This is a genomic window from Geomonas paludis (genome assembly GCF_014193585.1).
Taxonomy (GTDB): domain Bacteria; phylum Desulfobacterota; class Desulfuromonadia; order Geobacterales; family Geobacteraceae; genus Geomonas; species Geomonas paludis.
In genome coordinates this window covers 200,773-223,416 of sequence record NZ_BLXY01000001.1, presented here as the reverse complement: position 1 = coordinate 223,416, position 22,644 = coordinate 200,773, and the positions used below count along the sequence as shown (strand labels likewise).

The following is a 22,644-nucleotide window of genomic DNA, read 5'->3' as shown; positions in this document are numbered from 1 at the left end:
CGGGCCTGCGCGCCGTAGCGCTTCGGTCCGCGAAGGCGGGTGAGGGCGATGCCATAGGCATGCGGCGGCTTGCGTGCAGCATGGAGGCGGTTAACAAACGCCCTCACCCCTGCCCCTCTCCCGAAGGGCGAGGGGGTGGACGACTCGAGTCTGCTAATCCTTGAACTGCAACTGGTAGAGCCGATAATAGAGCCCCTGCGCGGCCATGAGCTCGGCGTGGGTCCCCTCTTCGGCCTTCTCGCCGCGGTGGATGACGACGATGCGGTCGGCATCGCGGATGGTGGAGAGCCGGTGCGCCACCACCAAGGTGGTGCGTCCCTGCATCAGTCCCTCGAGTCCCTGCTGGATCAGCCGCTCGCTCGCCGTGTCGACGCTGGCCGTGGCCTCGTCCAGCACCAGGATCTCCGGATCGAAGGCGACCGCGCGGGCAAACGAGATCAGCTGCCGTTCGCCGGCGGAGAAGTTCACGCCGCGCTCGCGCACCTCCTCGTCGTATCCCTTCGGCAGCTCCCGGATGAAGCGATCCGCGCCAACCACGGCCGCTGCCTGCTCCACCCTTTTCAGCGCCTCGGGGTCCCCTAGGGAAATGTTGTAGGCGATGGTGCCGGAGAAGAGATAGGGATCCTGCAGCACCACGCCGATGCGCTTGCGCAGGGCCGGGAGCTGCAATTCCCGGATATCGGTGCCGTCGATGGTGATGGAGCCGCGCTCGACATCGTAGAGCCGGGACAGGAGCCGGGTCACCGTGGTCTTGCCCCCGCCGGTCTCTCCCACCAGCGCCACTTTCTCACCGCGCTTCATCTGCAGCGAGAACTCTTTCAGCACGTAGTCCCGGTCCTTGTACGCGAACCAGATGTCGTTGAAGCAGATACTCTGCAGCGCGTGCCCGGGAGATCCCTGGCACGCCTGCGCCGTCGCCGGCGTTGCTTCCGGGGCCGGCATCGACGCGGGCTCGCGGTCGTTGTTGTCCAAAAGCGCGAAGATCCTTTCCAGCGAGGCCATCGCCCCCTGCATGATGGAATACTTCGCGGAGAGGTCGCGAATCGGGGAGAAGAATTTCTCTATGTACTGGATGAAGGCGACCAGCGAACCGAAGGAGAGGGTGCCCTTGACGATCTCGCCGCCGCCGTACCAGATGATCAGCGCCACGGCAACCGAGGAGAGCGATTCCACCACCGCGTAGAGGGCGGCGTCCCAGGTGATCACGGGGAGATTGGCCTCGACGTAGGAGGCGTTGAGCCTGCGGAACTCCTCCGCCTCCTCCCGCTCGCGATTGAAGAGTTGCACCACTGCCATGCCGCCGATGCTCTCGGCGAGGAAGGCGGAGAGGTTCGCCTGGCGCGCGCGCACCTGGCGGAAGGCGAGCCGCATCCATTTGCGGAAGGCGAAGGCAACCCAGATCAGCACCGGCAGCACCGAGAAGGTGACCAGCGAAAGCTGCACGTTCATCCAGAGCATGATGCCGACGATGCCCGCCAGCACCAGGATGTCCCCGACCACCGTCACGATGCCGGCGGCGAACATCTCGCCCAGCACCTCGATGTCGCTGGTGAGCCGGGACACGAGGCTACCGACCGGGGTCTGGTCGAAGAAGCGAGTGGAGAGGCGCTGGATGTGGCTGAAGAGCTTGACCCTGATGTCGTACATGACCCGTTGCCCCACCCACTGCAGCAGGTAGACCTGGGCGAACATGAGGATCGATTCCGCGAAGATGACGACGAGGAAGGCGGCCGCGAGGGTCGGGAGGCCCTCCATGCGTCCCTTCACGATGTGTTCGTCGATAGCGACCTTGATGATCCAGGGCTGGGCGAGTTTGGAGGCGGCGATCAGGGGGAGCACAAGGAGTGCCGTCACCAGCATGCGGCGATAGGGGACGATGTAGGCGAGAAAGCGCCCCATCAGGCGCCGGTCGTACACCTTACCTACTGCTTCCTCTTCATAAATCCCGCCGAAGTGCATGCTGCTCCTTTAACACCTGAAAGGCTTATATTTAACGCAACGCCGCAAGGACGCAAAGAAAACCCAAAATATCAATCGTTTAAACCCCAAAGTCGTTTCAGGTTTTGATTCTCTTTGCGCCTTTGCGTCATTGCGTTAAAAAATTGTTTTTTGCCTTAAAGCCTCTCTATCTCCGCCTTGAGCTGCTCTTCCCTGTGGATGGCGGCGTAGCGGCCGCCGAGGTCCAACAGCTCCGCATGGCTCCCCTCTTCCACGATGCTCCCCTGCTCCAGCACGATGATCCGGTCGCAGTTGCGCAGCGGCGACAACCGATGCGACACGATCAGCACGGTCCTCTTGCCGTAGTAGCCGGAGAGCGCGGAGAGAATTTCCTCCTCGGTGTCGGCATCGACGGCGGAAAGGGGATCGTCCAGTATCAGTATGCTCGGCTCCTTGATGAGGGCCCTCGCGATGGAGACCCGCTGCTTCTGCCCGCCGGACAGCGTCACCCCCCGCTCTCCCACCAGCGTGTCCAGCCCCTGGGGGAAACGGGTGAGATCTCCGGAAAGCCCGGCAATGCGCGCGGCACGCTCGATCTCCTCCCGGGTCGCCCCCGGTTTGCCGTAGCCGATGTTCTGGGCGATGGAGCGCGAGAAGAGGAAGGTTTCCTGGGGCACGAAGCCGACCGCTTCACGAACGCGCTTGATCGGCAGCCGGTTGAGGTCGATGCCGTCGATGAACAGGGTGCCGTCGGCCACCGGGAACAGCCGCGGGACCATGCGCACCAGGGTCGACTTGCCGCTCCCCACCACCCCGACGATGCCGATGCGAGCGCCTCTTGCAATCTTCAGGTCGATACCGCGCAGCATCTCGGCGCTGCCGTAGCTGAAGCTGAAGTTGCGGTACTCGATCTCGCCCTTGATCTCACCAGGATCGATCGGCTGCTCCGGTTCCTCCACCTCGGCGTGGGCGTTCAATATCTCGCCCAGCCGGGTCATGGACGCGGCGCCACGTTGCACCAGGTTCAGGATCCAGCCGAACATGATGGTGGGCCACACCAGCATGGCAAGGTATCCGTTGAAGGCGACAAAGCCGCCCAGGGTCAGCTTGCCGCTGATGACCTGGTTGCCGCCGACAAAGAGAATGATCAGGGTGCCGATGGCGCCGGTCGCCGCCATCACCGGCAGCATCATGCCGCGGATCTTGGCCATGGCCATGCTGGCATCGCTGTAGCTGTCGCACACGGCGCTAAAGCTCGCGATCTCACCGTCCTCCCGGCAGTAGGCACGCACCACCGCCGCGGCGGAGACGTTCTCCTCGACCCGGGTGGTAAGCCGGGCCAGCGCCTCCTGCGTCCGCTTGGAGATCCGGAACATCGAGGCGCTCATCTGCTTCACGATCAGGATCATGACCGGGAAGGGAAGTACCGAGCACAGGGTGAGAAAGGGGGAGATCCGGGTCAGCAGGATAAGGGCGGCGGTGTAGATCACCACGGTGTTAAGCAGGCTCAGGACGCCGAAGCCGAGCAGCATCCGGACGTTGGTGAGATCGTTGGCCAGCCTGGACAGGATGTCGCCGGTGCGCCAGTTGGAAAAGTAGGTGCGATCGAGGGTGAGCAGCTTGGAGTAAAGGTCCTCGCGCAGCTCGTACTCGATGCGGCGCCCCGCGTTGAGGAGCGTGGTGCGGGAAAAGACGCGGATGATCCCTTGGGCCACGGCGGCCGCGGCGATCATGGCGCCGTACTGGGCAGGGGTGTAGCCCGCCTTTGCAGGAGCCTGCAGCGCCTCGATGGCCAGCTTCAGAAGCCACGGGATGGCGAGCCCGCACAGGTTGGTTCCCACCAGCAGCAGGGCCCCCAGCAGGTAGGCCCCCCGGCGATTGCGCATGTAGCTGTATAGTCTTCTCAATTCGCTGATGGCCCACCTCACGGATAACGCCCCGACAGTATTATTACATTTCGTTTTTCCTGTCAAAGTATTTGCCGATTCCAATGATTTACGGCGCTTGTTTTAAAAAAACGTAAACATGCTCTTTTGACCCCGCCAAACGCCTGTGCAGCGAGATTTGCCGCGGATCGGAATTTTTTAACCCTTTCAGCGCTACTTCAAGCACTTCCGAGACGAGAGATAACACGGGCCCCCTTGTTCTAAAATTTCACTTTTTCGGGCATTTTTGCGGCTCTGAAGATGGTCGCAAAAACTCATTTATCCGCCCTTCTTCATAAAAGTTCTTCTTTTTCAGACAGTTCCACCTAAAACTATTGCTTGCTTTTTTGTTTTAAAATGGCGTATAGTCCATTCCAATTTTTCGTATGACATAAATTTCGGTCATTTTAAAACAACGTTCTTCAACATGACGCCTGCCGGTCACAAAGCGCTTGCCCTTTCGCTTTCGATGGGCGTATGATTTCGAACTGTTTATTAACAAAATGGTCCCCGACCATGAACCAGTCACGAGGTCCGCAGTGAAAAACAAGTTGATGCACCTCTCCAACGAGACCATGAACATCGGGTTCGTGAAGAAGGTGGAGGCCCTCTCCGGCAGTTCGGTGCGGCGCTGCTTCCAGTGCGGCAAGTGCTCGGCAGGCTGCCCCATGTCCACCTTCATGGAGCATCCCCCCAACCGGGTGGTGCGCCTGCTGCAGCTGGGGCAAGGGCAGCGCATTCTGGCCGGGCGCTCCATCTGGTACTGCGCTTCCTGCGAGACCTGCACCACCCGCTGCCCCAACAAGGTCGATCTCGCCGCCATCATGGACGCGCTGAGAAAACTTTCCTGGGATGCCGACGGCCCCTCCAAGGAAAGCTACGTGCAGCTCGCCAACCGGCTCTTCATCGAGAACATCCGCACCTACGGCCGCCAGTACGAACTGCGCCTGGGCGCCGCCTTCAACATGAAGAGCGGGCAGTTCCTGAAGGACCTCATGCTCGGGCCCAAGCTGATCTCCAAGGGCAAGCTGAAGATGTTCCATTCCAAGAACAAGAACATCGCGGAGATCGAAGGGATCTTCAAGCGGATCGAGGAGATGCGCAAGAAAGGGGAGGCGCTGTGACACCTGGCAAGAAACGTCTTAGTTATTCCTACTACCCGGGGTGCTCGCTGCACGCTTCCGGGCGCGAATACGATATCTCCACCCGGGCGCTGTTCAAGGCGCTCAACGTGGGGCTGAAGGAAGTGCCGGATTGGTTCTGCTGCGGGGCCACCCCCGCCCATAACGTGGACGAACTCTTGTCGCTGTCGCTGTGCGCCAAGAACCTCTCCCTGGCCGAAGAGGTCGAGGGGGATCTGGCCGTCGCCTGCGCCGCCTGCTTCTCGCGCCTGAAAACCACCCAGCATCACCTGAAAGAAGACGACACCAAGAGAAAGCAGGTCGAGGTCGCCATCGACGGCCCCGCCGCGCTGAACAAGCCGGTCAAGCACATCCTGGAAATCCTGGCCCGCGAGTACGGCTTGGCCAAGCTGGAGGAGAGCGTCAAGAAGCCGCTCATGGGGCTCAAGGTCGCTCCCTACTACGGCTGCCTGCTCACCCGGCCGCCGGGAGTGCCGGAGTTGGACGACTGCGAGGACCCCAGCATCATGGAGGACGTCCTGCGCGCGCTGGGCGCCGAACCGGTCAAGTGGTCGCATCGCATGGAATGCTGCGGCGCGAACTTCACCCTGTCCCGTCCGGGCGTGGTGCTCAAACTCTCCAACGCCATCCTGGAATCGGCGCGCATCGCCGGCGCGGACTGCATCATGGTCGCCTGCCCCTTGTGCCACGGCAACCTGGACATCCGCCAGAAGGAGATCAAGGAAGCGTTCGGCGCTCCCGACTCCACCCTGTTCGGCAACATCTTCGGCTCGGAACTCCACGGCGGCAGCGCCCCCGACCAGCGCGACCTCCCCATCTTCTACGTCACCCAATTGGCGGCGCTGGCGATGGGGGTTGCCTCGGAGAGCCTCGGTTTCGAGAGCGTTATCACCGACCCGAAACCGCTGTTGAGAGATAAACAGCTGCTGTAGCCCGCGGGCGGCAGCGCATGGATTGAGGAGCTTATGTCCAGAATCGGCGTTTTTGTGTGCCACTGCGGTGAGAACATCTCCCGCACGGTGGATGTGGAGCAGGTGGCGAAGGCCGCGGGGGAGATCCCCGGCGTCGCCTTCTCCTGCGATTACAAGTACATGTGCTCGGACCCCGGGCAGACCCTGTTGAAGAAGGCGGTCGCCGAGCACAAGCTGGACGGCGTGCTGGTGGCGGCGTGCAGCCCGCGCATGCACGAGAAGACCTTCCGCAAGGCGGCCGAGGCGGCGGGACTGAACCCGTACCTGTGCGAGATGGCCAACATCCGCGAGCACTGTTCCTGGGTCCACGAGGACCGGGACATGGCGACAGCCAAGGCCAAGGACATCGTGAAACTGATGGTGGAAAGGGTCCGGAAAGGGAAATCCCTCGCCCCGATCACCGTTCCCGTGACCAAGCGCGCCCTAGTGATCGGTGGCGGCATCGCCGGCATCCAGGCGGCCCTCGACATCGCCGACGCCGGGCACAAGGTGGTGCTGGTCGAGCGTGAACCGTCCATCGGCGGCCACATGGCCCAGCTCTCCGAGACCTTCCCGACCCTCGACTGCTCCCAGTGCATCATGACCCCGAAGATGGTCGACGTGGCCAACCACCCGAACATCACCCTGTTCACCTACTCCGAGATCGAGAAGGTCGACGGCTACATCGGCAACTTCCAGGTGACCGTGAAGCACAAGGCGCGCTCGGTGGACGAGTCCAAGTGCACCGGCTGCGGCATCTGCATGACCAAGTGCCCGAAGAAGAAGATCCCCAACGAGTTCGACCAGGGGCACGGCATGCGCCCCGCCATCTACGTCCCCTTCCCGCAAGCGGTCCCCAACACGCCGGTGATCGACCGCGAGAACTGCACCATGTTCCAAAGCGGCAAATGCGGCGTCTGCGCCAAGGTCTGCGGGCCGGGCGCGGTGGACTACGAGCAGCAGGACACTTTCACCGTCGAGGACGTGGGCGCCATCGTGGTGGCCACCGGCTTCAAGCTCTACACCATCGACAGGAAACCCGAAGGGAGTCCCATCCAGGGGTACGGCGAATTCGGCTACGGCACCATTCCCGACATCATCGACGGCATGACCTTCGAGCGGCTCGCCTCCGCCTCCGGCCCTACCGGCGGCAAGATCCTGAGGCCCTCGGACGGCAAGGAGCCCAAGCAGGTAGTCTTCATCCAGTGCGTCGGCTCGCGCGCCAGGGAAAAAGGGATCTCCTACTGCTCCAAGGTCTGCTGCATGTACACGGCGAAGCACACCATGCTCTACCACCACAAGGTGCACGACGGGCAGGCCTACGTCTTCTTCATGGACGCGAGGACTCCGGGCAAGGGGTACGACGAGTTCTGGCGCCGCGCCGTCGAGGAAGAGGAAGCGGTCTACATCAGGGGGATGGTGTCCCGCATGTACCAGCGCGGCGACAAGATCGTGGTGATGGGAAGCGACATCCAGGTCGGCGTGCAGGTCGAGATCGAGGCCGATCTCGTGGTGCTGGCCACCGCGGTGCAGCCGCAGGACGGGGCCGATCTGCTGGCCCAGAAGCTCGGCATCTCCTATGACAAGTACAACTTCTACTCCGAGGCCCACGCCAAGCTGAAGCCGGTCGAGTGCGCCACCGCCGGGATCTATCTCGCCGGCGCCTGCCAGGGGCCGAAGGACATTCCGGACACGGTGAGCCAGGCCTCCGCCGCGGCGGCCAAGGTGATGACGCTGTTCGCCAAGGACAAGCTGGAGCGAGACCCGGTGGTCGCCAAGGTGAACGAAAAGTACTGCGTCGGCTGTTTCGCCTGCAAGAAGGTCTGCGCCTACGGCGCCATCGAGGAGAAGGAGATCCGGGATCGCCAGGGGAACCTGGTGAAGAAGGTCGCCTACGTGAACCCCGGTGTCTGCGGCGGCTGCGGCACCTGCCAGGCCACCTGCCCGTCCAAGTCCATCGAACTCGACGGCTACACCGACGAGCAGATCATGGCGATGATAGAGGCGCTGTAACGGCAGAAACCGTTCAAGGTTCAACGTTCAACGTTCGAGGGACGGCAACCTAAAACGGCTACTACACTGGTACAAGTCACCAAACACTCCGTTCCGTCAGGGCTTTAAAACCCGTTCAACGTTCTACGTTCAACGTTCGAGGGGCATGATCTGAAACGGCTACGGCACCGGTACAAGTCACCAAACACTCCGTTCCGTCAGGGCTATAAACGTGTCGAACGTTGAACCTTGAACGTTGAACCGATCTTGAGGTTTTCCATGCACGGTGAGCACATCAAGCACGATTTCGAACCGAAGATAGTCGCCTTCGTCTGCACCTGGTGCACCTACGCGGGGGCGGACCTCGCGGGCACCAGCCGGATGCAGTACCCGCCCAACGTCAGGGTGCTCAAGTTCCCCTGCACCGGGAGGATCGACCCGGTGTTCATCCTGCGCGCCTTCCAGAAGGGGGCGGACGGGGTGCTCGTTTCCGGGTGCCACCCGGGCGACTGCCACTACATGGCGGGCAACTTCCACGCCCGGCGCCGCTTCGCCGCGTTCCGCGCCCTGCTCGACTTCGTAGGCGTCGACCTGAACCGGCTCCAGTTCTCCTGGGTCTCGGCCGCCGAAGGGGGCAAGTGGGTCGACGTGGTGACCGAACTTACCGAACGGGTGCGCGCCATGGGGCCGATGCCGGAATTCAAGGAGCTCGAGCACGAGGAGCAGTGGTCCACCTTCGCCGAGGCTACGGTGGACAAGTCCGGCGCCATCAATACCCCGGAGCTCAAAGAGGCCTACGACAGCATCGGCTGATTGACTGGGTAGCCCCCCTCCCAACCTCCCCCCTCCGGGGGGAGGAGCAAGAAGAAGCGCCATAGTCCCCTCCCCCGGAGGGGGAGGGTTAGGGAGGGGGAGGTTTCCTTCCCAACCGACAAAACTTGCGTCCGGCATCTGCCGCGGCGCCAACGGACCAGACATGAACGCTAAAGCAAACAAAAACCACGTGACCAGCATCGAACCGGCTTACTACCAGGCGATTACCGAGGCCATCCGCAAGGAAGCGGCAAAGATCCTCAAGGATGAGACGGTGGTGGGCGTGGTGGGCTACCTCCCCGGCCGCCGCAAAGGGACCGCCAGCCCGGCACTGGTCACCACGGTGGAAGAGGCGGAAAAGCTCATCTTCTCCCCCGCCTGCGTCAACAACCTCTCGGTCTACCTCACCAAGGCCAAGAAAGGGGTGCTCAAGCAGGGCAAGGTCGGCATCGTCGCCAAGGGATGCGACATGCGCGCGCTGGCCGGCCTGATGACTGAATCGCAGCTCCAGCGCGAGGACCTCTTCATCATCGGCGTAGTCTGCCCCGGCGTGTACGGCTTCGGCGTTGAGCGCACCGGCACCCTTACCGACGCCAACATCGCCCGCAAGTGCCGGGAGTGCACGGTGCACATGCCGGAGGGGGCTGACGTCGCCGCCGGCACGCACACGGAACTTGCCGATCTGACACCGGAGGAAGCGCAGGAGTTGGCGCGCATCGAGGCGATGCCGCAGGCGGAGCGTTGGGCGTTCTGGAAGGAGCACTTCTCGCGCTGTATCCGCTGCATGGCCTGCCGCCAGGTCTGCCCCTTCTGCTACTGCGAGCAGTGCCTGTGCGACAAGAACCGGCCGCAGGCGGTGGAAAACTCACCCCGTCCCGCAGGCAACATGGCCTGGCACCTGGTGCGCGCCATGCATCTTGCCGGTCGCTGCGGCGGCTGCGCCGAGTGCGAGCGCGTCTGCCCGATGGACATCCCGCTCAACCTGCTGAACCGCCGCATGGCGCAAGAGCTGAAGGAGCTCTACGACTTCGAGGCCGGGCTCACGCCGGTGGATAAGGGGCCGCTGAACGAGTACAAGGAAAACGACGACCAGTCGTTTATCAAGTAGCCGCAACTGTCCCGGCCTCTGTCAGACTCCCCCTCGCCCTTTGGGAGAGGGTCGGGGTGAGGGCGAGGCGCCGGACGAGTTTAAGAACTCAGCAGCATTACAACAGTCAGCAGCGCCCTCACCCCTGCCCCTCTCCCGCTTGCGGACCGAAGCCCTGGTCTGCGAAGGTTCGGAGGGCGAGGGGGAAAGGCCAACAAAAGAGACAACCCTATGCCGCAGATCATTACGGAACAGAACCTTCGCAATCTGATCGACCTCCTGGTCAAGGAAGCCAAACTCGTGGTGGGCCCGAAGCTGTCCGGGTCGGTGGTGCTCTATGAACCGCTGACCGCAGGCGCCGACCTCACCCTCGACGCGCTGCCGCGCCGCTCCTCCAAGGAGCTGTTCTTCCCCATCTGCGAGGACATCCTCTCCTACAAGCGGGAAAACGGCGCCATGAAGGTAAAGGATGTGGACCGCTCCAAGTTCCCGGAGGCGGTCCTGATCGGCGCACCCCCCTGTGACGCCGGCTCCCCCGCCATCCTGGACGCGGTAATGTCCTGGGATTACAAGGACGAGTTCTACCTGGAGCGTCGCCGCAAGAGCACCATCGTCGGCATCGCCTGCACCAAGGGTGACGATGCCTGCTTCTGCCGCGCGGTCGGGCTGGCGCCGGATGCCGAGGCGGGGAGCGACCTGTTCCTGACCCCGCTCAAGGACGGCTCCTACGCCTGCAATGCGGTGACGGAAAAAGGTCAGGCCCTGGTGGCAGCGCACCAAAACCTGTTCGCGGAGGGGGCGGGCGCCGAGCCGAAACCCTTCGTCGACCAGGCCGTCGCCAAGCTCGACCTGGTCAAGATCAAGAAGTGGCTGGAAGAGCACTTCGAGAACCCGCTCTGGGAGAAGATCGCCGATATCTGCGTCGGCTGCGGCGCCTGCGCCTTCATCTGTCCGGCCTGCCACTGCTTCGACATCAACGACGAGGGGAGCACCGACGACGGCGTCAGGCGCAAGCACTGGGACGCCTGCGGTTTCGCCAAGTTCACCAACCACGCTTCCGGTCATAACCCGCGCGACGTACAGAACAAGCGCTACCGGAACCGGATCATGCACAAGTTCAAGTACTACGACGACAAGTTCGGCAAGACCCTTTGCACCGGCTGCGGCCGCTGCATCCGCGCCTGCCCGGTCGGCATCGACATCGCGGAAATCCTGGAGACCATCAACACCAAGCAAGACTAAAACGAACAGGGATAAAGGGGATAAAAGGGATAACAACAAAAGCCTGAGGTTTTATCCCCGGTATCCCTTTTATCCCTGTTAAACGCCTTATCGAGAGAAAATATCTATGTGCAAATCGGATAACATCTACCTCCCCAACCTCGCTACCATCGAAGCCATCGTCGACGAGACCCCGGACGTCAGGACGCTGCGCCTGGTCTTCCAGGACGAGCAGGTCCGGGAGAACTTCAGCTTCCGCGCCGGCCAGTTCGCCGAGTACTCTTCCTTCGGCTTCGGCGAATCGACCTTCTGCATCGCCTCGGCGCCGACCCGCAAGGGGTACATCGAGTGCTGCTTCAGGAGCGTGGGGCGGGTGACGGAGTCGCTGAGAAGGCTGGAAGTCGGCGACACCGTCGGCGTGCGCGGCCCCTACGGCAACTCCTTCCCGATCGAAGAGTTCTATGGCAAGAGCCTGGTTTTCATCGCCGGGGGCATCGCCCTGCCGCCGCTTAGGACCGTGATCTGGAACTGCCTGGACCTGCGCGACAAGTTCAAGGACATCACCATCGTCTACGGCGCCCGTTCCGAAGCGGACCTGGTCTACAAGCACGAGTTGAAGGAGTGGCAGGAGCGCGACGACGTGCGCCTGGTGAAGTGCGTGGACCCCGGCGGCGCCGGTCCGGACTTCGACGGCAAGGTAGGCTTCGTCCCCACCGTGCTGGAAGAGGCGGCGCCCAGCGCCGAGAACACCATCGCGCTGGTCTGCGGCCCGCCCATCATGATCAAGTTCACCCTCCCGGTCCTGGAGCGCCTCGGTTTCACCGACGACAACATCTACACCACGCTGGAGAACCGGATGAAGTGCGGCGTCGGCAAGTGCGGCCGCTGCAACGTCGGCAACGTCTACGTCTGCAAGGACGGCCCGGTCTTCACCGCCCGCCAGGTGAAGGCGATGTCGCAGGAGTTCTAGCTCTCTGTGTGAAGGGGACTGGCTCCGCAGGTGCCAGTCCCCTTTGCTTAAAAACGTCCCCCTCCCCTGCCCTCCCCCTCCCGGGGGGAGGGTTTTGTTTTTCATCCGCCTTTATCCCTTTCATCCCCTTCATCCCTGTTCAATTTGCTTGACCAAGTCCTCAAAATGAGAGAGTCTTTCCGCTTTGGCGCCGCCCTCACCCCGGCCCTCTCCCGATTTACGGACCGTAGCGCTTCGCGCGAAGGTTCGAGGGCGAGGGGAATGGACGAAATCTACGCCGCAGCAGGTAGTGCGATGCCGTACCTCCTCCTCACCCTGAGCGCCCTGATCTGGTCCGGGAACTTCGTGATCAGCCGGGCCATGAACAACGTCATCCCGCCTGCCGGCTTCGTGTTCTGGCGCTGGGTGGTGGCGCTCGTCGTGCTGCTGCCGGTGGTGCTGCCGCGCCTGCGCGAACAGTGGCCCATCGTCCGGGCCAACCTGCCGCTGGTCGGCATCTCCGGCCTGCTCGGCGTCACCCTGTTCAACTTCCTGATCTACACGGCCATGCACTGGACCACGGCCATTAACGCGGCGCTGGTCAACTCCGCCATCCCCATCTTCATCATCATGTTCGCGCGCATCTTCTACGGCCAGCGCGTCATGCTGCGCCAGCACGCCGGCATCGCCCTGTCCCTGGTCGGCGTCGCCGCCATCATCCTGCGCGGCGACCCGTCCCGCATCCTTACCCTGACCTTCAACCGCGGGGACCTGCTGGTGCTCCTCGCCGCCATCGCCTGGGGCCTTTATTCCGTGGCCATCAAGCGCTACCCGCAGGGGCTGAACCCGTTCGTGTTCCTGTTCTCCATGACCGTGTGCGGCCTGGTGTTGCTGATCCCGTTCTATGGGTACGAGATCGCCCGGGGGCACGTGATGACCTTCAACCTCCCCACCGTCCTCAGCGTCCTGTATGTCGGCGTCCTCGCCTCGGTGGTCGCCTTCACCGCCTGGAACCACGGCCTGCGCCAGGTGGGCCCGCACGTGGGCGGACAGTTCGTGCACCTGATGCCTGCCTTCAGCACCATCATGGCAGTCGCCTTCCTGGGCGAGCGGCTGCAGTCCTTCCACGTGGCCGGCATCGTGCTCATCTTCGCCGGCATCATCTGCGCGACCTACAAAGTCAAAGGCTAAAAAAGCAGTTACGCAAAGAACGCGAAGTATCCGCGAGGTACACAAAGAAAAGCGCTTTTGGGTTAAACCAAAAAGCTCTTTTCTCGGCGTGCTTCGCGGATACTTTCCTCTCCTCTTTGCGTAACCGCTTTTGACTTGGCTTCTGCCTTTCCGATTGTGAACCGCCCATTGTCGATCGTTCATTACCCCTGACTTTCCGTATACTTCCTTGCGCTTTTTCCCTGACAGCTGATATCGTATTCACTACGCTAAAACAGCTGCAACACACTCCCCTCCAAAAAAGGTGACCCAATGTTCGAAGTTGTAAGCAATGAGATTCTCGCGGAAAACCTCCACAAGATGGTGTTGGTCGCTCCCCGGATCGCCAAGGCCAGAAAGGCGGGCCAGTTCGTCATGGTCAGGCTGGCACAGGGCGAAGAGCGGATCCCGCTGACCATCGGCGACGCGGACCCGGCCGCCGGGACCATCACCCTGTTCATACAGGCCATCGGCGCCTCTACCCGGAAGATCGTCTCGACACCCGTCGGCGGCTTCATTCGTGACGTGGCCGGCCCGTTGGGCAAAGAGACCCACATCACCAACTGGGGTCGGGTCGCCTGCGTGGGGGGTGGCGTCGGCACTGCCGTTCTCTTCCCGCTGGTGAAGGCGCTGGCCGAGGCCGGCAACGAGATCACCACCATCATCGGCGGGCGCTCGGAGCGCTACGTGATCCTGGCGGACGAACTGGGTGCGCTGTCCAAGAACCTGCTGATCACCACCGAGGACGGCAGCCTGGGCTACAAGGGATTCGTCACCGGTCCTCTTTCCGAGATGATCGCCGACCCGGCCCGTGCGCCGCAGGCGGTCTTCGCCGTGGGCCCGGTCCCGATGATGAAGGCCGTCGCCAACCTGACCCGTGAGCCGGGCATCGAGACCATCGTGAGCCTCAACCCGATCATGATCGACGGCACCGGGATGTGCGGCGGCTGCCGCGTCCAGGTGGGCACCGAGACCAAGTTCGCCTGCGTGGACGGGCCCGAGTTCGACGCGCACTTGGTGGATTTCGACGGTCTCTCCGACCGCCTGACCAGCTATCGCAAGGAAGAGGCGGCAAGGCACGCAGCCGAGGGCTGCAAACTGGCTAAGGAGGTAGCAAAGTGAGCAACGACCTGTCCCCCAAAGAGAGGATGGCTATAGATAGGGTGCACATGCCGGAACTGCCGGCCGACGAGCGAAGCACCAATTTCGAAGAGGTGAACCTGGGGCTCTCCGCCGACCAGGCGCTTTCCGAGGCGCAGCGCTGTCTGCAGTGCAAGACCAGGAACTGCGTCGCCGGCTGCCCGGTCGGCGTCTCCATCCCGGAGTTCATCGACGCCCTGGCCTGCGACGACCTCCCCAAGGCCGCCCAGATCCTGCGCGGCGACAACGCCCTCCCCGCAGTCTGCGGCAGGGTCTGCCCCCAGGAAACCCAGTGCGAGGCCCTCTGCGTGCGCGGCAAGAAAGGCGACGCCGTCGCCATCGGCTACCTGGAGCGCTACGTGGCCGACTGGGCCATGCTGCACCCGGACCGCCTGCTCAAAGAGGCGAAGCCGGAACCGACCGGCAAATCTGTGGCCGTGGTCGGCTGCGGCCCCGCCGGGCTCACCGCGGCCGGTGAACTGGCACGTATGGGGCACCAGGTAACCATCTTCGAGGCCCTGCACGACACCGGCGGGGTGCTGCGCTACGGCATCCCGGAGTTCCGTCTCCCGAAGGAGATCATCGACCGCGAGGTGGCGGTCCTGGCCGAGTTGGGCGTGACCATCGAGTGCAACGTGATCATCGGCAAGACCCTGACCGTCGCCGAGCTGTCCGAGGACTATGACGCCGTCTTCATCGCCAACGGCGCGGGCCTTCCCACCATGCTCAACATCCCCGGGGAGAACCTGAAAGGCGTCTACGCCGCCAACGAATTCCTTACCCGCGTCAACCTCATGGAGGCCGGGCGCAAGGAAGACAGCGCGACGCCGATCCTGCAGCGGGACGAGGTAGCGGTCATCGGCGGCGGCAACACCGCCATGGACTGCGTCAGAACCGCCCGCAGGCTGGGCGCCAAGCGCGCCATGATCATCTACCGCCGCGGCGAGGCCGAGATGCCGGCCAGGATCGAGGAGATCAAGCACGCCAAGGAGGAAGGTGTCGAGTTCGTCATGCTCACCGCCCCCATCGCCATCGTCGGCACCGAGGACGGCTGGGTCTCGGCGCTGCGCTGCCAGAAGATGGAGCTGGGCCCGGCGGACGATTCCGGCCGCCGCCGTCCGCAGCCGGTTGCCGGGTCGGAGTTCGACATCCCGGCGGGCATCGTGATCAACGCGGTCGGCACCAACGCCAACCCGCTGCTTACCGCCACCGCGCCTGATCTGAAGCTGAACAAGTGGGGCAACGTCGTGGCCGACGAAGAGGGTCAGACCAGCATCCCCGGCGTCTTTGCCGGCGGCGATATCGTCAGGGGCGGGGCGACGGTCATCCTGGCCATGGGGGACGGCAAGCGCGCCGCAGCCGCCATCAACGAGTACCTGAAGCGCTGATACCGGCGCAGATGATGTGAAACAACGAGGGGGGCCGCAAGGCCCCCCTTTCTTGTATCCAATAGTCCCCTCTCCCTCTGGGAGAGGGTGCCCGGAGGGCGGGTGAGGGAGGTTGCTCGCGCCAATCCCCTCACCCTAACCCTCTCCCAAAGGGAGAGGGGACTTTGAGCGTCTGTGGCGGTTGATTGCGCCTGATCCAAATTCGCCCGTCAAGACAGTGCTTGAAATGTTGGCTAAGGCCGAAAGGAGCGTTCCGCGAGAGGGACAGGCACCTGACGGAGCCAGTCCCTTTTGCATCCACCCTCCCCCATCGGGTTGACAGCCCGCCTCCGTTAAGTACCTTTTAATGGTTTGCCAATCCACCGCTGACTGGAGGCCACATGAAAAGGATGCTTTTGCTGCTCGTGCCGCTTTGCCTCTGCCACTCCGCATTTGCCGCCGACGACCTGACGTCGCGCGCCAACAAGCTGTTCAAGCCGATCCCGACCAAGGCCCCTCCCCTCAAGGGGAATCCGGCCACGGCGGCGAAGCTCGAACTGGGCAAGAAGCTGTTTTTCGATCCGCGCCTTTCCTCCTCGCAACTGATCAGCTGCAACACCTGCCACAACGTGGGCCTGGGCGGAGCCGACCTCCAGGAGACTTCGACGGGACACGGCTGGCAGAAGGGACCGCGCAACTCCCCCACCGTGTTCAACGCGGTCTTCGACGCGGCACAGTTCTGGGACGGCCGGGCCAAGGACCTGCAGACCCAGGCCAAGGGGCCGGTGCAGGCGGCGGTAGAAATGAACAGCAACCCGGAACTGGTGGTGAAGACCCTGAAGAGCATCCCGGGCTACGCGCCGCTGTTCAAGGCCGCCTTCCCCCGCGCCGCCGACCCCATCGGTTTCGACAACATGGCCAAAGCCATCGAGGTCTTCGAGGCGACCCTGCTCACCCCGGACTCCCCGTTCGACCGCTTCCTAAAGGGTGACGCGGCCGCCTTGAGCGCCAGAGAAAAACGGGGACTGCGCATCTTCATGGACAAGGGGTGCGCCCCGTGCCATGCCGGCACCAACGTGGGAGGCGCAGACTACTACCCCTTCGGCGTCAGGGAGGCGCCGACTACCGAGATCCGCCCCGCCGGCGATACCGGCCGTTTCATGGTCACCAACACCGAAAGCGACCGCTACGTCTTCAAGGCTCCTTCGCTGCGCAATGTTGCCGTTACCCAGCCCTATTTCCATTCGGGCAAGGTCTGGAAGCTCCGTGACGCGGTGACGGTGATGGGCTCTGCCCAGTTGGGGGTGAAGCTGAAGGACGGCGAAGTGGAGGACACGGTGGCATTTCTGAAGGCGCTGACCGGGAAGCAGCCGAGGCTTTCCTACCCGCTGCTGCCGGGAAGTTCCGATGAGACGCCCCACCCTCAGCTCAAGTGAGGGGGGGGCGCGGGTGATGCGGGTTTTATGGTGACGGGTCAGGATCGACCTGGCCCAGCACCTGCTTGAGGGACACCAGGTCGTAGGGCTTCTGGATGAACCGGGCGCCCTGGTGTCCCGACAGGCGCCTCGCCTCTTCTGCCGCGCTGAAACCGCTGGAGAGCACGATGCGCACGTCGGGCCGGATGCTGCGCAGATGCTCCGCGGCGGTCATGCCGTCCATCTGGGGCATGGAGAGGTCCATGATCACCACCCCGATCTCGTCGGCATGTTCACGGAACAGCGCCACTGCCTCGGGGCCGTCCGAGGCGACCATGGTGCGGTAGCCCAGCCCGCGCAGCATGGCCCGACACACCAGGCGCACCATCTCCTCGTCGTCCACGATCAGTACCATCGCCCCCTCGGGCTCATGCTCTCCCGCCACGGCTGAGGTTGCGGCGCCGCTGGCAGCAAGCTCCGTGACATCTCCCTGCTTTGCCACGGCCCGTTCCAGTACGCTGCCCCGTGCGACCGGCTTCCCCTGCTCCGCCTGCGCCACCTCGACCGCGCTTTCGCCGGCTGGGACAGCAAGCGGGAAAAGGACCTGCACCCTGGTGCCGCCCCCCGGTTCGCTATGCACGAAGATGGCGCCTCCGTGCCCCCTGACGATCCCCTGCACCGCGGACAGCCCCAGTCCCCTTCCGGTGAACTTGGTGGAGAAGAAGGGATCGAACATGCGCTCGCGGGTGGCGTGGTCCATGCCGCAGCCGTTGTCCGCGACGTCTACGGAGAGGAACCTCCCCGGCTGCGGCTTTTGCTCCAGGCGGCTTTGGGCCAGCTGCAACACGCCGAAGTCGCTCAGCCCGGTTGCCACGGTTATCGTTCCCCCCTCCCCCGCCGCCTCGATGGCGTTGGTGACCAGGTTCACGATGACCTGCTGTATCTGCCCCGGGTCCGCCTCCAGGAGCGGGAGCCCCGGCTGCAACTGGACCGCAAACGTCGCCCCCTTGCGCAGCGACGCCTTCATCAGCTCCACGTTCTCCCCCACCAGCCGGTTCAGGTCCACCAGCTTGACGCTGTACCCCCCCTTGCCGGAGTACGCCAGCATCTGCCTGGTGAGGTCCCCTGCCCTCTTGATGGCTTGGTACGCGTTCTCCAGGTATTTGATCGCCGGGCTCTCCGGCTCCACCACGTGACGCACCAGTTCCAGGTTGCCGCCGATGGCCATGAGCAGGTTGTTGAAGTCGTGGGCGATGCCGCCGGCCAGCACGCCGAGGCTCTCCAGCTTCTGGGTGTGGAGCAGCTGCCGCTCCAGTTCCCCCCGTTCCAGCTCCGCCTGCCGCTTGTGGGTGATGTCCTCGCCGGAGCACAACACCCCCTGGATGTTCCCTTCCTCGTCCCGCATCAGGATGTTGTGCCAGGAGATGAGCCGTTCCCCCTTGTCGCGGGTCAGGATCCGGTTCTCGTAGAATTCCAGGAGTTGCTGTTCCCCGCGCATCAGGGCTTCGAACACCTCGCGGATCTCCTTCTTATTTTCGTGGGGGACGAAGTTGTCGAACCAGTCCAGCCCCAGCGGCTCTCCCGGGGCCATCCCCAAAAGCTGCGCTCCCGCCCTGTTGATCATCCTGATGCATCCGTCGCTTCCCAGCAGGAGCAACATGACGCCGGCCAGGTCCAGGTAGCGCCGGGCGTTCTCTTTCTCCTGGCGCAGTTCGCGGGTCCTGTCGGCGACCTCCCGCTCCAGGTCCTGGTGCGAGTTCTCGATGCGCCGCGCCATGCTGTTGAAGGCGCTGGCAAGATCCGCGATCTCCTGCGGCACCCCGCTCTTCGCCTCCGTGCGCGCCGACAGGTTGCCGCGCTCCAGGGCCAGCACGGTATTCCTCAGCTCCCGGATCGGACCTGCCACCCGTCCTCCCCCCCAACCGGCCAGGACCAGCGCGATGGCGATCATGGCCAGCCCGAACAGCGCGGCACGGGCCGTGGTGGAGAACAGGGGTGCAAAGGCCTTTTGCTGGTCCATCGCGACCGCGATCCCCCACCCCTGCGCCACCCCCAGCGGCACGTAACGGTACGCGGAGAGGATCGCGCGCCCGTCGGGCAGGGCTTCCAGCCGGGACGACTCGGTCATGGTCATCGCCTGCCGTGACAGTCGCGCCAGCAGCGGGTCCTGTGCCGCCAGTTCCGGTGTGCGTTCCGGCACCGAGGCGAGCAGCTCCCCCTGCGCCCCCACCAGGATCATCTGGTTCCCTTCGGCATCGGCCACTCCCGGCAGCAGCGCCAGCGCCTCCAGGCTCTGTTGCGGCCTGGTAACGCTGACCAGGACCGCCAGCACCTGTCCCGTTTCCCGCCCGACCCGGTCCCGGATGACAACCTGCCGTGAGACCAGGATGACGGGGTGACCGTCTCCCCAGGCGGTACCGATCTGCTCTGCGGCCCCCACGGCGAAAGCGGCGTCCAGGAACTCGCGGTAACGGTAGCGGTTCCCCACCTGGTCCGGCTCGCTGGCGGCGATGATCTTCCGGTCCGGCGCTATCAGCGCCAGGTTGTCATAGCACTCGGGGACGGTCCGCTTCAGGGTGGCCAGATGCTGGCACAGGAACCGGACCCGGTCTTCCGGAGGGATCGCCGACGCCGCCTGCTGGTCCAGCAGGGCCGCGGTCGCGCCGACAAAATCGTTGGAGTTGGCCACCACCGCCAGTTCGGTACGGCGCGAGGCGAGCCAGGTGAGGATGGACTGCTTCTTCTGGTCGGCGGCGTTTTCCAGGGCGCGGACGATCTCCGCCTCCTTGAGCCCGTGAATTCCCTCGATCCCCAGCCAGGGTGTCCCGTACACCAGTACCAGGATCAGGGCGCCGCACCCCAGCAGCGACAGGACGCTGAAATAGGCTATGATGCGCTCCCGGATACCGGTCCGCCTCCCCTGTCCCCCGGCCGGCGCGCTCATGGCCGGTACTCGAACTCGCCCAGCCGGTAGCGCTGGGGGGACTTCAATACCTGCTGCAGCCCGTCATAGGCAAAGGCTTGCTCCACCCGCTGGTAGGCCGCGTCCTGCGGCAGCTTCCCCAGGCGCTTCAGAAAGTCGAACTCGCCCTTCAGGGGGAGGTGTCCCGGGAGCCGGACGATTACAGGCGCCGCCGGAACATCCAGGATCTCGCGGCGCGTGATCTCCACCACCTGGGTTTGGGTCAGTTTTCCCTGGCGCGGGCTGAGCGCTGCGCCCTCCTTTTCCGTCCAGAGCGCCGCCTGGTGCAAGTTCGCGTTGCTCTTGCGCATCCAGTTCAGGGCGCGCGCCATGGCGGCCGACAGGGCCAGCGCAGCCTGCGGATCGTTGCGCACCAGCTTCCCCGAGATCACCAGGAAGTCGCTGCTCGCACCCCGGAACAGCACCCGCCCCTCCGTGTTCCTGGTCAGCGCCAGCGTCGGAGCCGGCTCCCACGCCGAGAAGGCATCCACCCTGCCCGCCTCGAGGGCCGCTGGCATGGCGTCGATGTCCATCGGCACCAGCCTGACATCCCGCTCGCTGAGGCCGACGCTCGCCAGGGCCTGCAGCAGGGTGTGGTGCGCCGACGATCCCTCCGCGTACGCCACCCGTTTTCTTTTCAACTGAGCCAGCAGCGCCACGTTGCGCCCCACCACGGAGGTGAAGGTCTTCTTGGCCACCCCCACCACGCAGATCTCCGACTGCATCGCCATCCTGATGGCGGGCATGTCGCCCACGATGGCCGCGCTCAGCGAGCTGCCCATGAGCGGGACCATGTCGCTCCCCTTGCGGAAGGGGACGAATTTCAGGAGGTAGCCCGACGCCTCCAGTTCCCGCTTCAGGATGGCGTCGTGCCCCAGCGCAGCACCGATCATGGCCGCAGGGTATCCGAGGGGCTGCACGCCGACTTCGATCACGGCCGGGTGGCCGGCAGGGGAGGGGGCCGCGTCGGCCTGGCCCGACGGCATGAGGACCAGGAAGAACAGAATGAGGATGTGACAACGTACTGTGAACAGCATGACAGCGCTCTCTTAAAACAGGCTGCGGCCAATCAGGCTTCGTCTTCGACCAGGCACCGTGCGGGTCAAGTCAGTGAAGGGAGGTCCGAAACAGGGCGTAAATCTGGTTCACGTATCGGCTAATTAAGAGAGCACTTGAGGGTTTAAGTTGAGGCGCCGGCGCAAAGGGAAAGGGCGGGGGTGAGGGTGGCACAAGCAACGCCGCCTCCCGGCAGGAAAGCGGCGTTTTCGGTCGCGGTTACATGAAGTGCCAGATCAGGCCCAGGTCGTAGGAGGTTTCCCGGACCTTGGACCCGAAGGTGAAGGTGCCGCTGGAGTCGGTCTCGCCGGTGCTCTTGTCGAGGGCGCACATCCCGCCGATGTGGCCTTCGAACCTGGTGGAGAACTGGTATCCGACACCGAAGGTAAAATGGTGCTCGGCGATGGCGGGAAAGCCGATCATGCGCAGGTACTCGTAGGAAAGTGTCGGCAGCGTGTTGCCCTGGACCCTGCTGGTCCCTGCGGCATCGAATCCCTGGTGCAGACGGACCGGGCTCTTGCCGTAGTTGTACCCCAGGCGCAGGGTGAGGCCCTCGGGATCCTTGTACTGCACTCCCAGGGCGTAGACCCACTGGTTCTTCCAGTCGAAATCCTTGTACCCATCGGCATCCTGCCAGTTGAGCCACTTCACATCGGTTTCGACCAGGAGCTCTTGGGTGGGTCGCCAGGCGACACCCGCTGAGGCGGTCCGCGGCGACTCCATGCTCAACTCCCGCTTCTGCAGACCGCTGCCGAAGTCGGTGACGTTTTGGTGCGAGATCTTTTCGGGGGTGGTGTAACTCGCCCCGAGCGAGAAGGAGCCGACGCGATACAGCGCCCCGAACTGCGCTCCGAAGCCGTAGTTGTGCGCGGTCCCCTGGCCTAGGTCGAGCGAACCGTAGAGCAGGTGCAGCGACGTGCCGATGGAAAAGTCAGGTGTCACCAGGAAGGCGATGTTGGGCGCGAACTTGAGGATCTGCAGCTGGGTGTAGATGTCCCCCTCGCTGCCGGGATTGCCCTGGTTCAGGTCGATCCCCTTGTTGCGGTAATCGACCCCCATGCCGGTGATGCCGAACATGCCCAGTCCGAAGCGCAGCCGGTCACTGATGGGGGTGATCATGCCGACCGCCGGAATGACGAAGGGCTTCATCTGGCTCTCGGCAGTGGTGCTGTTGGGGCCGACCCTTACCGTGGCCTTGACGGAGGGGTCGTAGATGGTGGAGGCGAAAACGAACTCGCTTCCCGGGCAGTAGGGGCCCATGCAGACCGCGGCGGGGTTGGCGAAAATGGCGCTGATGGCATCCTGCGGCGCCGCGACGCCGGCGCCGCCCATGGCACGGGAAGCCGGCGCCACGCCGATCAGGGTGTCTCCGTTGGTTGCCTGGGCTTCGGGTAAGGAAAAGGAAAGTACCAGTGCTGCCGCCGCTGCCAGAACCGCTTTCTTTGCCATAAGACCGCCTCAATTAATTAGACTTAGGC

General features: G+C 63.7%; 16 protein-coding genes. 11 read left to right on the top strand and 5 right to left on the bottom strand.

From position 1 onward, the window contains the following. Window positions 1–153: 153 nt before the first annotated feature. Together H7687_RS00945 and H7687_RS00940 are read right to left on the bottom strand one after the other, a co-directional pair. Window positions 154–1,959: an ABC transporter ATP-binding protein gene (locus tag H7687_RS00945; RefSeq protein ID WP_183344162.1), complete on the bottom strand. Its 1,806-nt coding sequence runs from the start codon at window positions 1,957–1,959 to the stop codon at window positions 154–156. 155 nt (window positions 1,960–2,114) lie between these two features. Further along, a complete protein-coding gene (locus H7687_RS00940) occupies window positions 2,115–3,824 on the bottom strand; it encodes an ABC transporter ATP-binding protein (RefSeq protein WP_183345986.1) in 1,710 nt (569 codons plus the stop codon). 578 nt (window positions 3,825–4,402) lie between these two features. On the opposite strand from H7687_RS00940, the gene H7687_RS00935 reads away from it, so the two are divergent. From H7687_RS00935 to H7687_RS00885, 11 genes are all read left to right on the top strand, one after another. After that, window positions 4,403–4,987, top strand: coding sequence for a 4Fe-4S dicluster domain-containing protein (locus H7687_RS00935; protein ID WP_183344161.1), 585 nt, complete (start codon window positions 4,403–4,405; stop codon window positions 4,985–4,987). Then, window positions 4,984–5,937, top strand: coding sequence for a CoB--CoM heterodisulfide reductase iron-sulfur subunit B family protein (locus H7687_RS00930; protein WP_183344159.1), 954 nt, complete (start codon window positions 4,984–4,986; stop codon window positions 5,935–5,937). Before H7687_RS00935 ends, H7687_RS00930 begins: the two co-directional genes overlap by 4 nt. Window positions 5,938–5,970: 33 nt before the next feature. Further along, window positions 5,971–7,968 carry a CoB--CoM heterodisulfide reductase iron-sulfur subunit A family protein gene (locus tag H7687_RS00925; RefSeq protein ID WP_183344157.1) on the top strand — a complete coding sequence of 666 codons (1,998 nt, stop codon included), beginning with the start codon at window positions 5,971–5,973 and terminating at the stop codon, window positions 7,966–7,968. A 258-nt stretch (window positions 7,969–8,226) separates the two neighbouring features. Beyond that, entirely contained in the window at window positions 8,227–8,760 is a 534-nt protein-coding gene (locus H7687_RS00920; RefSeq protein WP_183344155.1) for a hydrogenase iron-sulfur subunit, read from the top strand. Between the two features lie 163 nt (window positions 8,761–8,923). Next, window positions 8,924–9,868 (top strand): ferredoxin family protein, encoded by a 945-nt coding sequence (locus tag H7687_RS00915; protein ID WP_183344153.1) that lies wholly within the window; start codon window positions 8,924–8,926, stop codon window positions 9,866–9,868. A 210-nt stretch (window positions 9,869–10,078) separates the two neighbouring features. Further along, on the top strand, window positions 10,079–11,089 hold the full coding sequence (locus H7687_RS00910; protein WP_183344151.1) for a 4Fe-4S dicluster domain-containing protein: 1,011 nt from the start codon (window positions 10,079–10,081) through the stop codon (window positions 11,087–11,089). Window positions 11,090–11,195: 106 nt separating this feature from the next. Then, window positions 11,196–12,038: an FAD/NAD(P)-binding protein gene (locus H7687_RS00905; protein ID WP_183344149.1), complete on the top strand. Its 843-nt coding sequence runs from the start codon at window positions 11,196–11,198 to the stop codon at window positions 12,036–12,038. Between the two features lie 261 nt (window positions 12,039–12,299). Then, the gene (locus H7687_RS00900) at window positions 12,300–13,208 is read left to right on the top strand and encodes a DMT family transporter (protein ID WP_246404485.1); all 909 of its coding nucleotides are present in this window, start codon (window positions 12,300–12,302) and stop codon (window positions 13,206–13,208) included. A gap of 291 nt (window positions 13,209–13,499) precedes the next feature. Then, the gene (locus tag H7687_RS00895; RefSeq protein ID WP_183344147.1) at window positions 13,500–14,348 is read left to right on the top strand and encodes a sulfide/dihydroorotate dehydrogenase-like FAD/NAD-binding protein; all 849 of its coding nucleotides are present in this window, start codon (window positions 13,500–13,502) and stop codon (window positions 14,346–14,348) included. Beyond that, complete coding sequence (gltA, locus tag H7687_RS00890; RefSeq protein ID WP_183344144.1) at window positions 14,345–15,754, top strand: NADPH-dependent glutamate synthase; 1,410 nt, start codon at window positions 14,345–14,347, stop codon at window positions 15,752–15,754. Before H7687_RS00895 ends, gltA begins: the two co-directional genes overlap by 4 nt. 380 nt (window positions 15,755–16,134) lie before the next feature. Beyond that, window positions 16,135–17,169, top strand: a complete 1,035-nt coding sequence (locus H7687_RS00885; protein WP_183344143.1) for a cytochrome-c peroxidase — start codon at window positions 16,135–16,137, stop codon at window positions 17,167–17,169. Window positions 17,170–17,194: 25 nt separating this feature from the next. Here H7687_RS00885 and H7687_RS00880 read toward each other — a convergent pair whose 3' ends face one another. The 3 genes from H7687_RS00880 to H7687_RS00870 all read right to left on the bottom strand — a co-directional run bounded on the left by H7687_RS00880 (window position 17,195) and on the right by H7687_RS00870 (window position 22,615). Then, the gene (locus tag H7687_RS00880) at window positions 17,195–20,092 is read right to left on the bottom strand and encodes an ATP-binding protein (protein WP_183344141.1); all 2,898 of its coding nucleotides are present in this window, start codon (window positions 20,090–20,092) and stop codon (window positions 17,195–17,197) included. Next, window positions 20,089–21,147, bottom strand: a complete 1,059-nt coding sequence (locus H7687_RS00875) for an ABC transporter substrate-binding protein (protein WP_183344139.1) — start codon at window positions 21,145–21,147, stop codon at window positions 20,089–20,091. Before H7687_RS00875 ends, H7687_RS00880 begins: the two co-directional genes overlap by 4 nt. 238 nt (window positions 21,148–21,385) lie before the next feature. Continuing rightward, window positions 21,386–22,615 (bottom strand): OmpP1/FadL family transporter, encoded by a 1,230-nt coding sequence (locus H7687_RS00870; protein ID WP_183344137.1) that lies wholly within the window; start codon window positions 22,613–22,615, stop codon window positions 21,386–21,388. Between the last annotated feature and the right edge of the window lie 29 nt (window positions 22,616–22,644).

Excerpts from the sequence above, each read along its gene's own strand:
- H7687_RS00945 (WP_183344162.1), bottom strand. The coding sequence starts at position 1,959 with ATGCACTTCGGCGGGATTTATGAAGAGGAAGCAGTAGGTAAGGTGTAC.
- H7687_RS00940 (WP_183345986.1), bottom strand. The coding sequence starts at position 3,824 with ATGCGCAATCGCCGGGGGGCCTACCTGCTGGGGGCCCTGCTGCTGGTG.
- H7687_RS00925 (WP_183344157.1), top strand. The coding sequence starts at position 5,971 with ATGTCCAGAATCGGCGTTTTTGTGTGCCACTGCGGTGAGAACATCTCC.
- H7687_RS00920 (WP_183344155.1), top strand. The coding sequence starts at position 8,227 with ATGCACGGTGAGCACATCAAGCACGATTTCGAACCGAAGATAGTCGCC.
- H7687_RS00915 (WP_183344153.1), top strand. The coding sequence starts at position 8,924 with ATGAACGCTAAAGCAAACAAAAACCACGTGACCAGCATCGAACCGGCT.
- H7687_RS00910 (WP_183344151.1), top strand. The coding sequence starts at position 10,079 with ATGCCGCAGATCATTACGGAACAGAACCTTCGCAATCTGATCGACCTC.
- H7687_RS00905 (WP_183344149.1), top strand. The coding sequence starts at position 11,196 with ATGTGCAAATCGGATAACATCTACCTCCCCAACCTCGCTACCATCGAA.
- H7687_RS00900 (WP_246404485.1), top strand. The coding sequence starts at position 12,300 with ATGGACGAAATCTACGCCGCAGCAGGTAGTGCGATGCCGTACCTCCTC.
- H7687_RS00895 (WP_183344147.1), top strand. The coding sequence starts at position 13,500 with ATGTTCGAAGTTGTAAGCAATGAGATTCTCGCGGAAAACCTCCACAAG.
- H7687_RS00885 (WP_183344143.1), top strand. The coding sequence starts at position 16,135 with ATGAAAAGGATGCTTTTGCTGCTCGTGCCGCTTTGCCTCTGCCACTCC.
- H7687_RS00880 (WP_183344141.1), bottom strand. The coding sequence starts at position 20,092 with ATGAGCGCGCCGGCCGGGGGACAGGGGAGGCGGACCGGTATCCGGGAG.
- H7687_RS00875 (WP_183344139.1), bottom strand. The coding sequence starts at position 21,147 with ATGCTGTTCACAGTACGTTGTCACATCCTCATTCTGTTCTTCCTGGTC.
- H7687_RS00870 (WP_183344137.1), bottom strand. The coding sequence starts at position 22,615 with ATGGCAAAGAAAGCGGTTCTGGCAGCGGCGGCAGCACTGGTACTTTCC.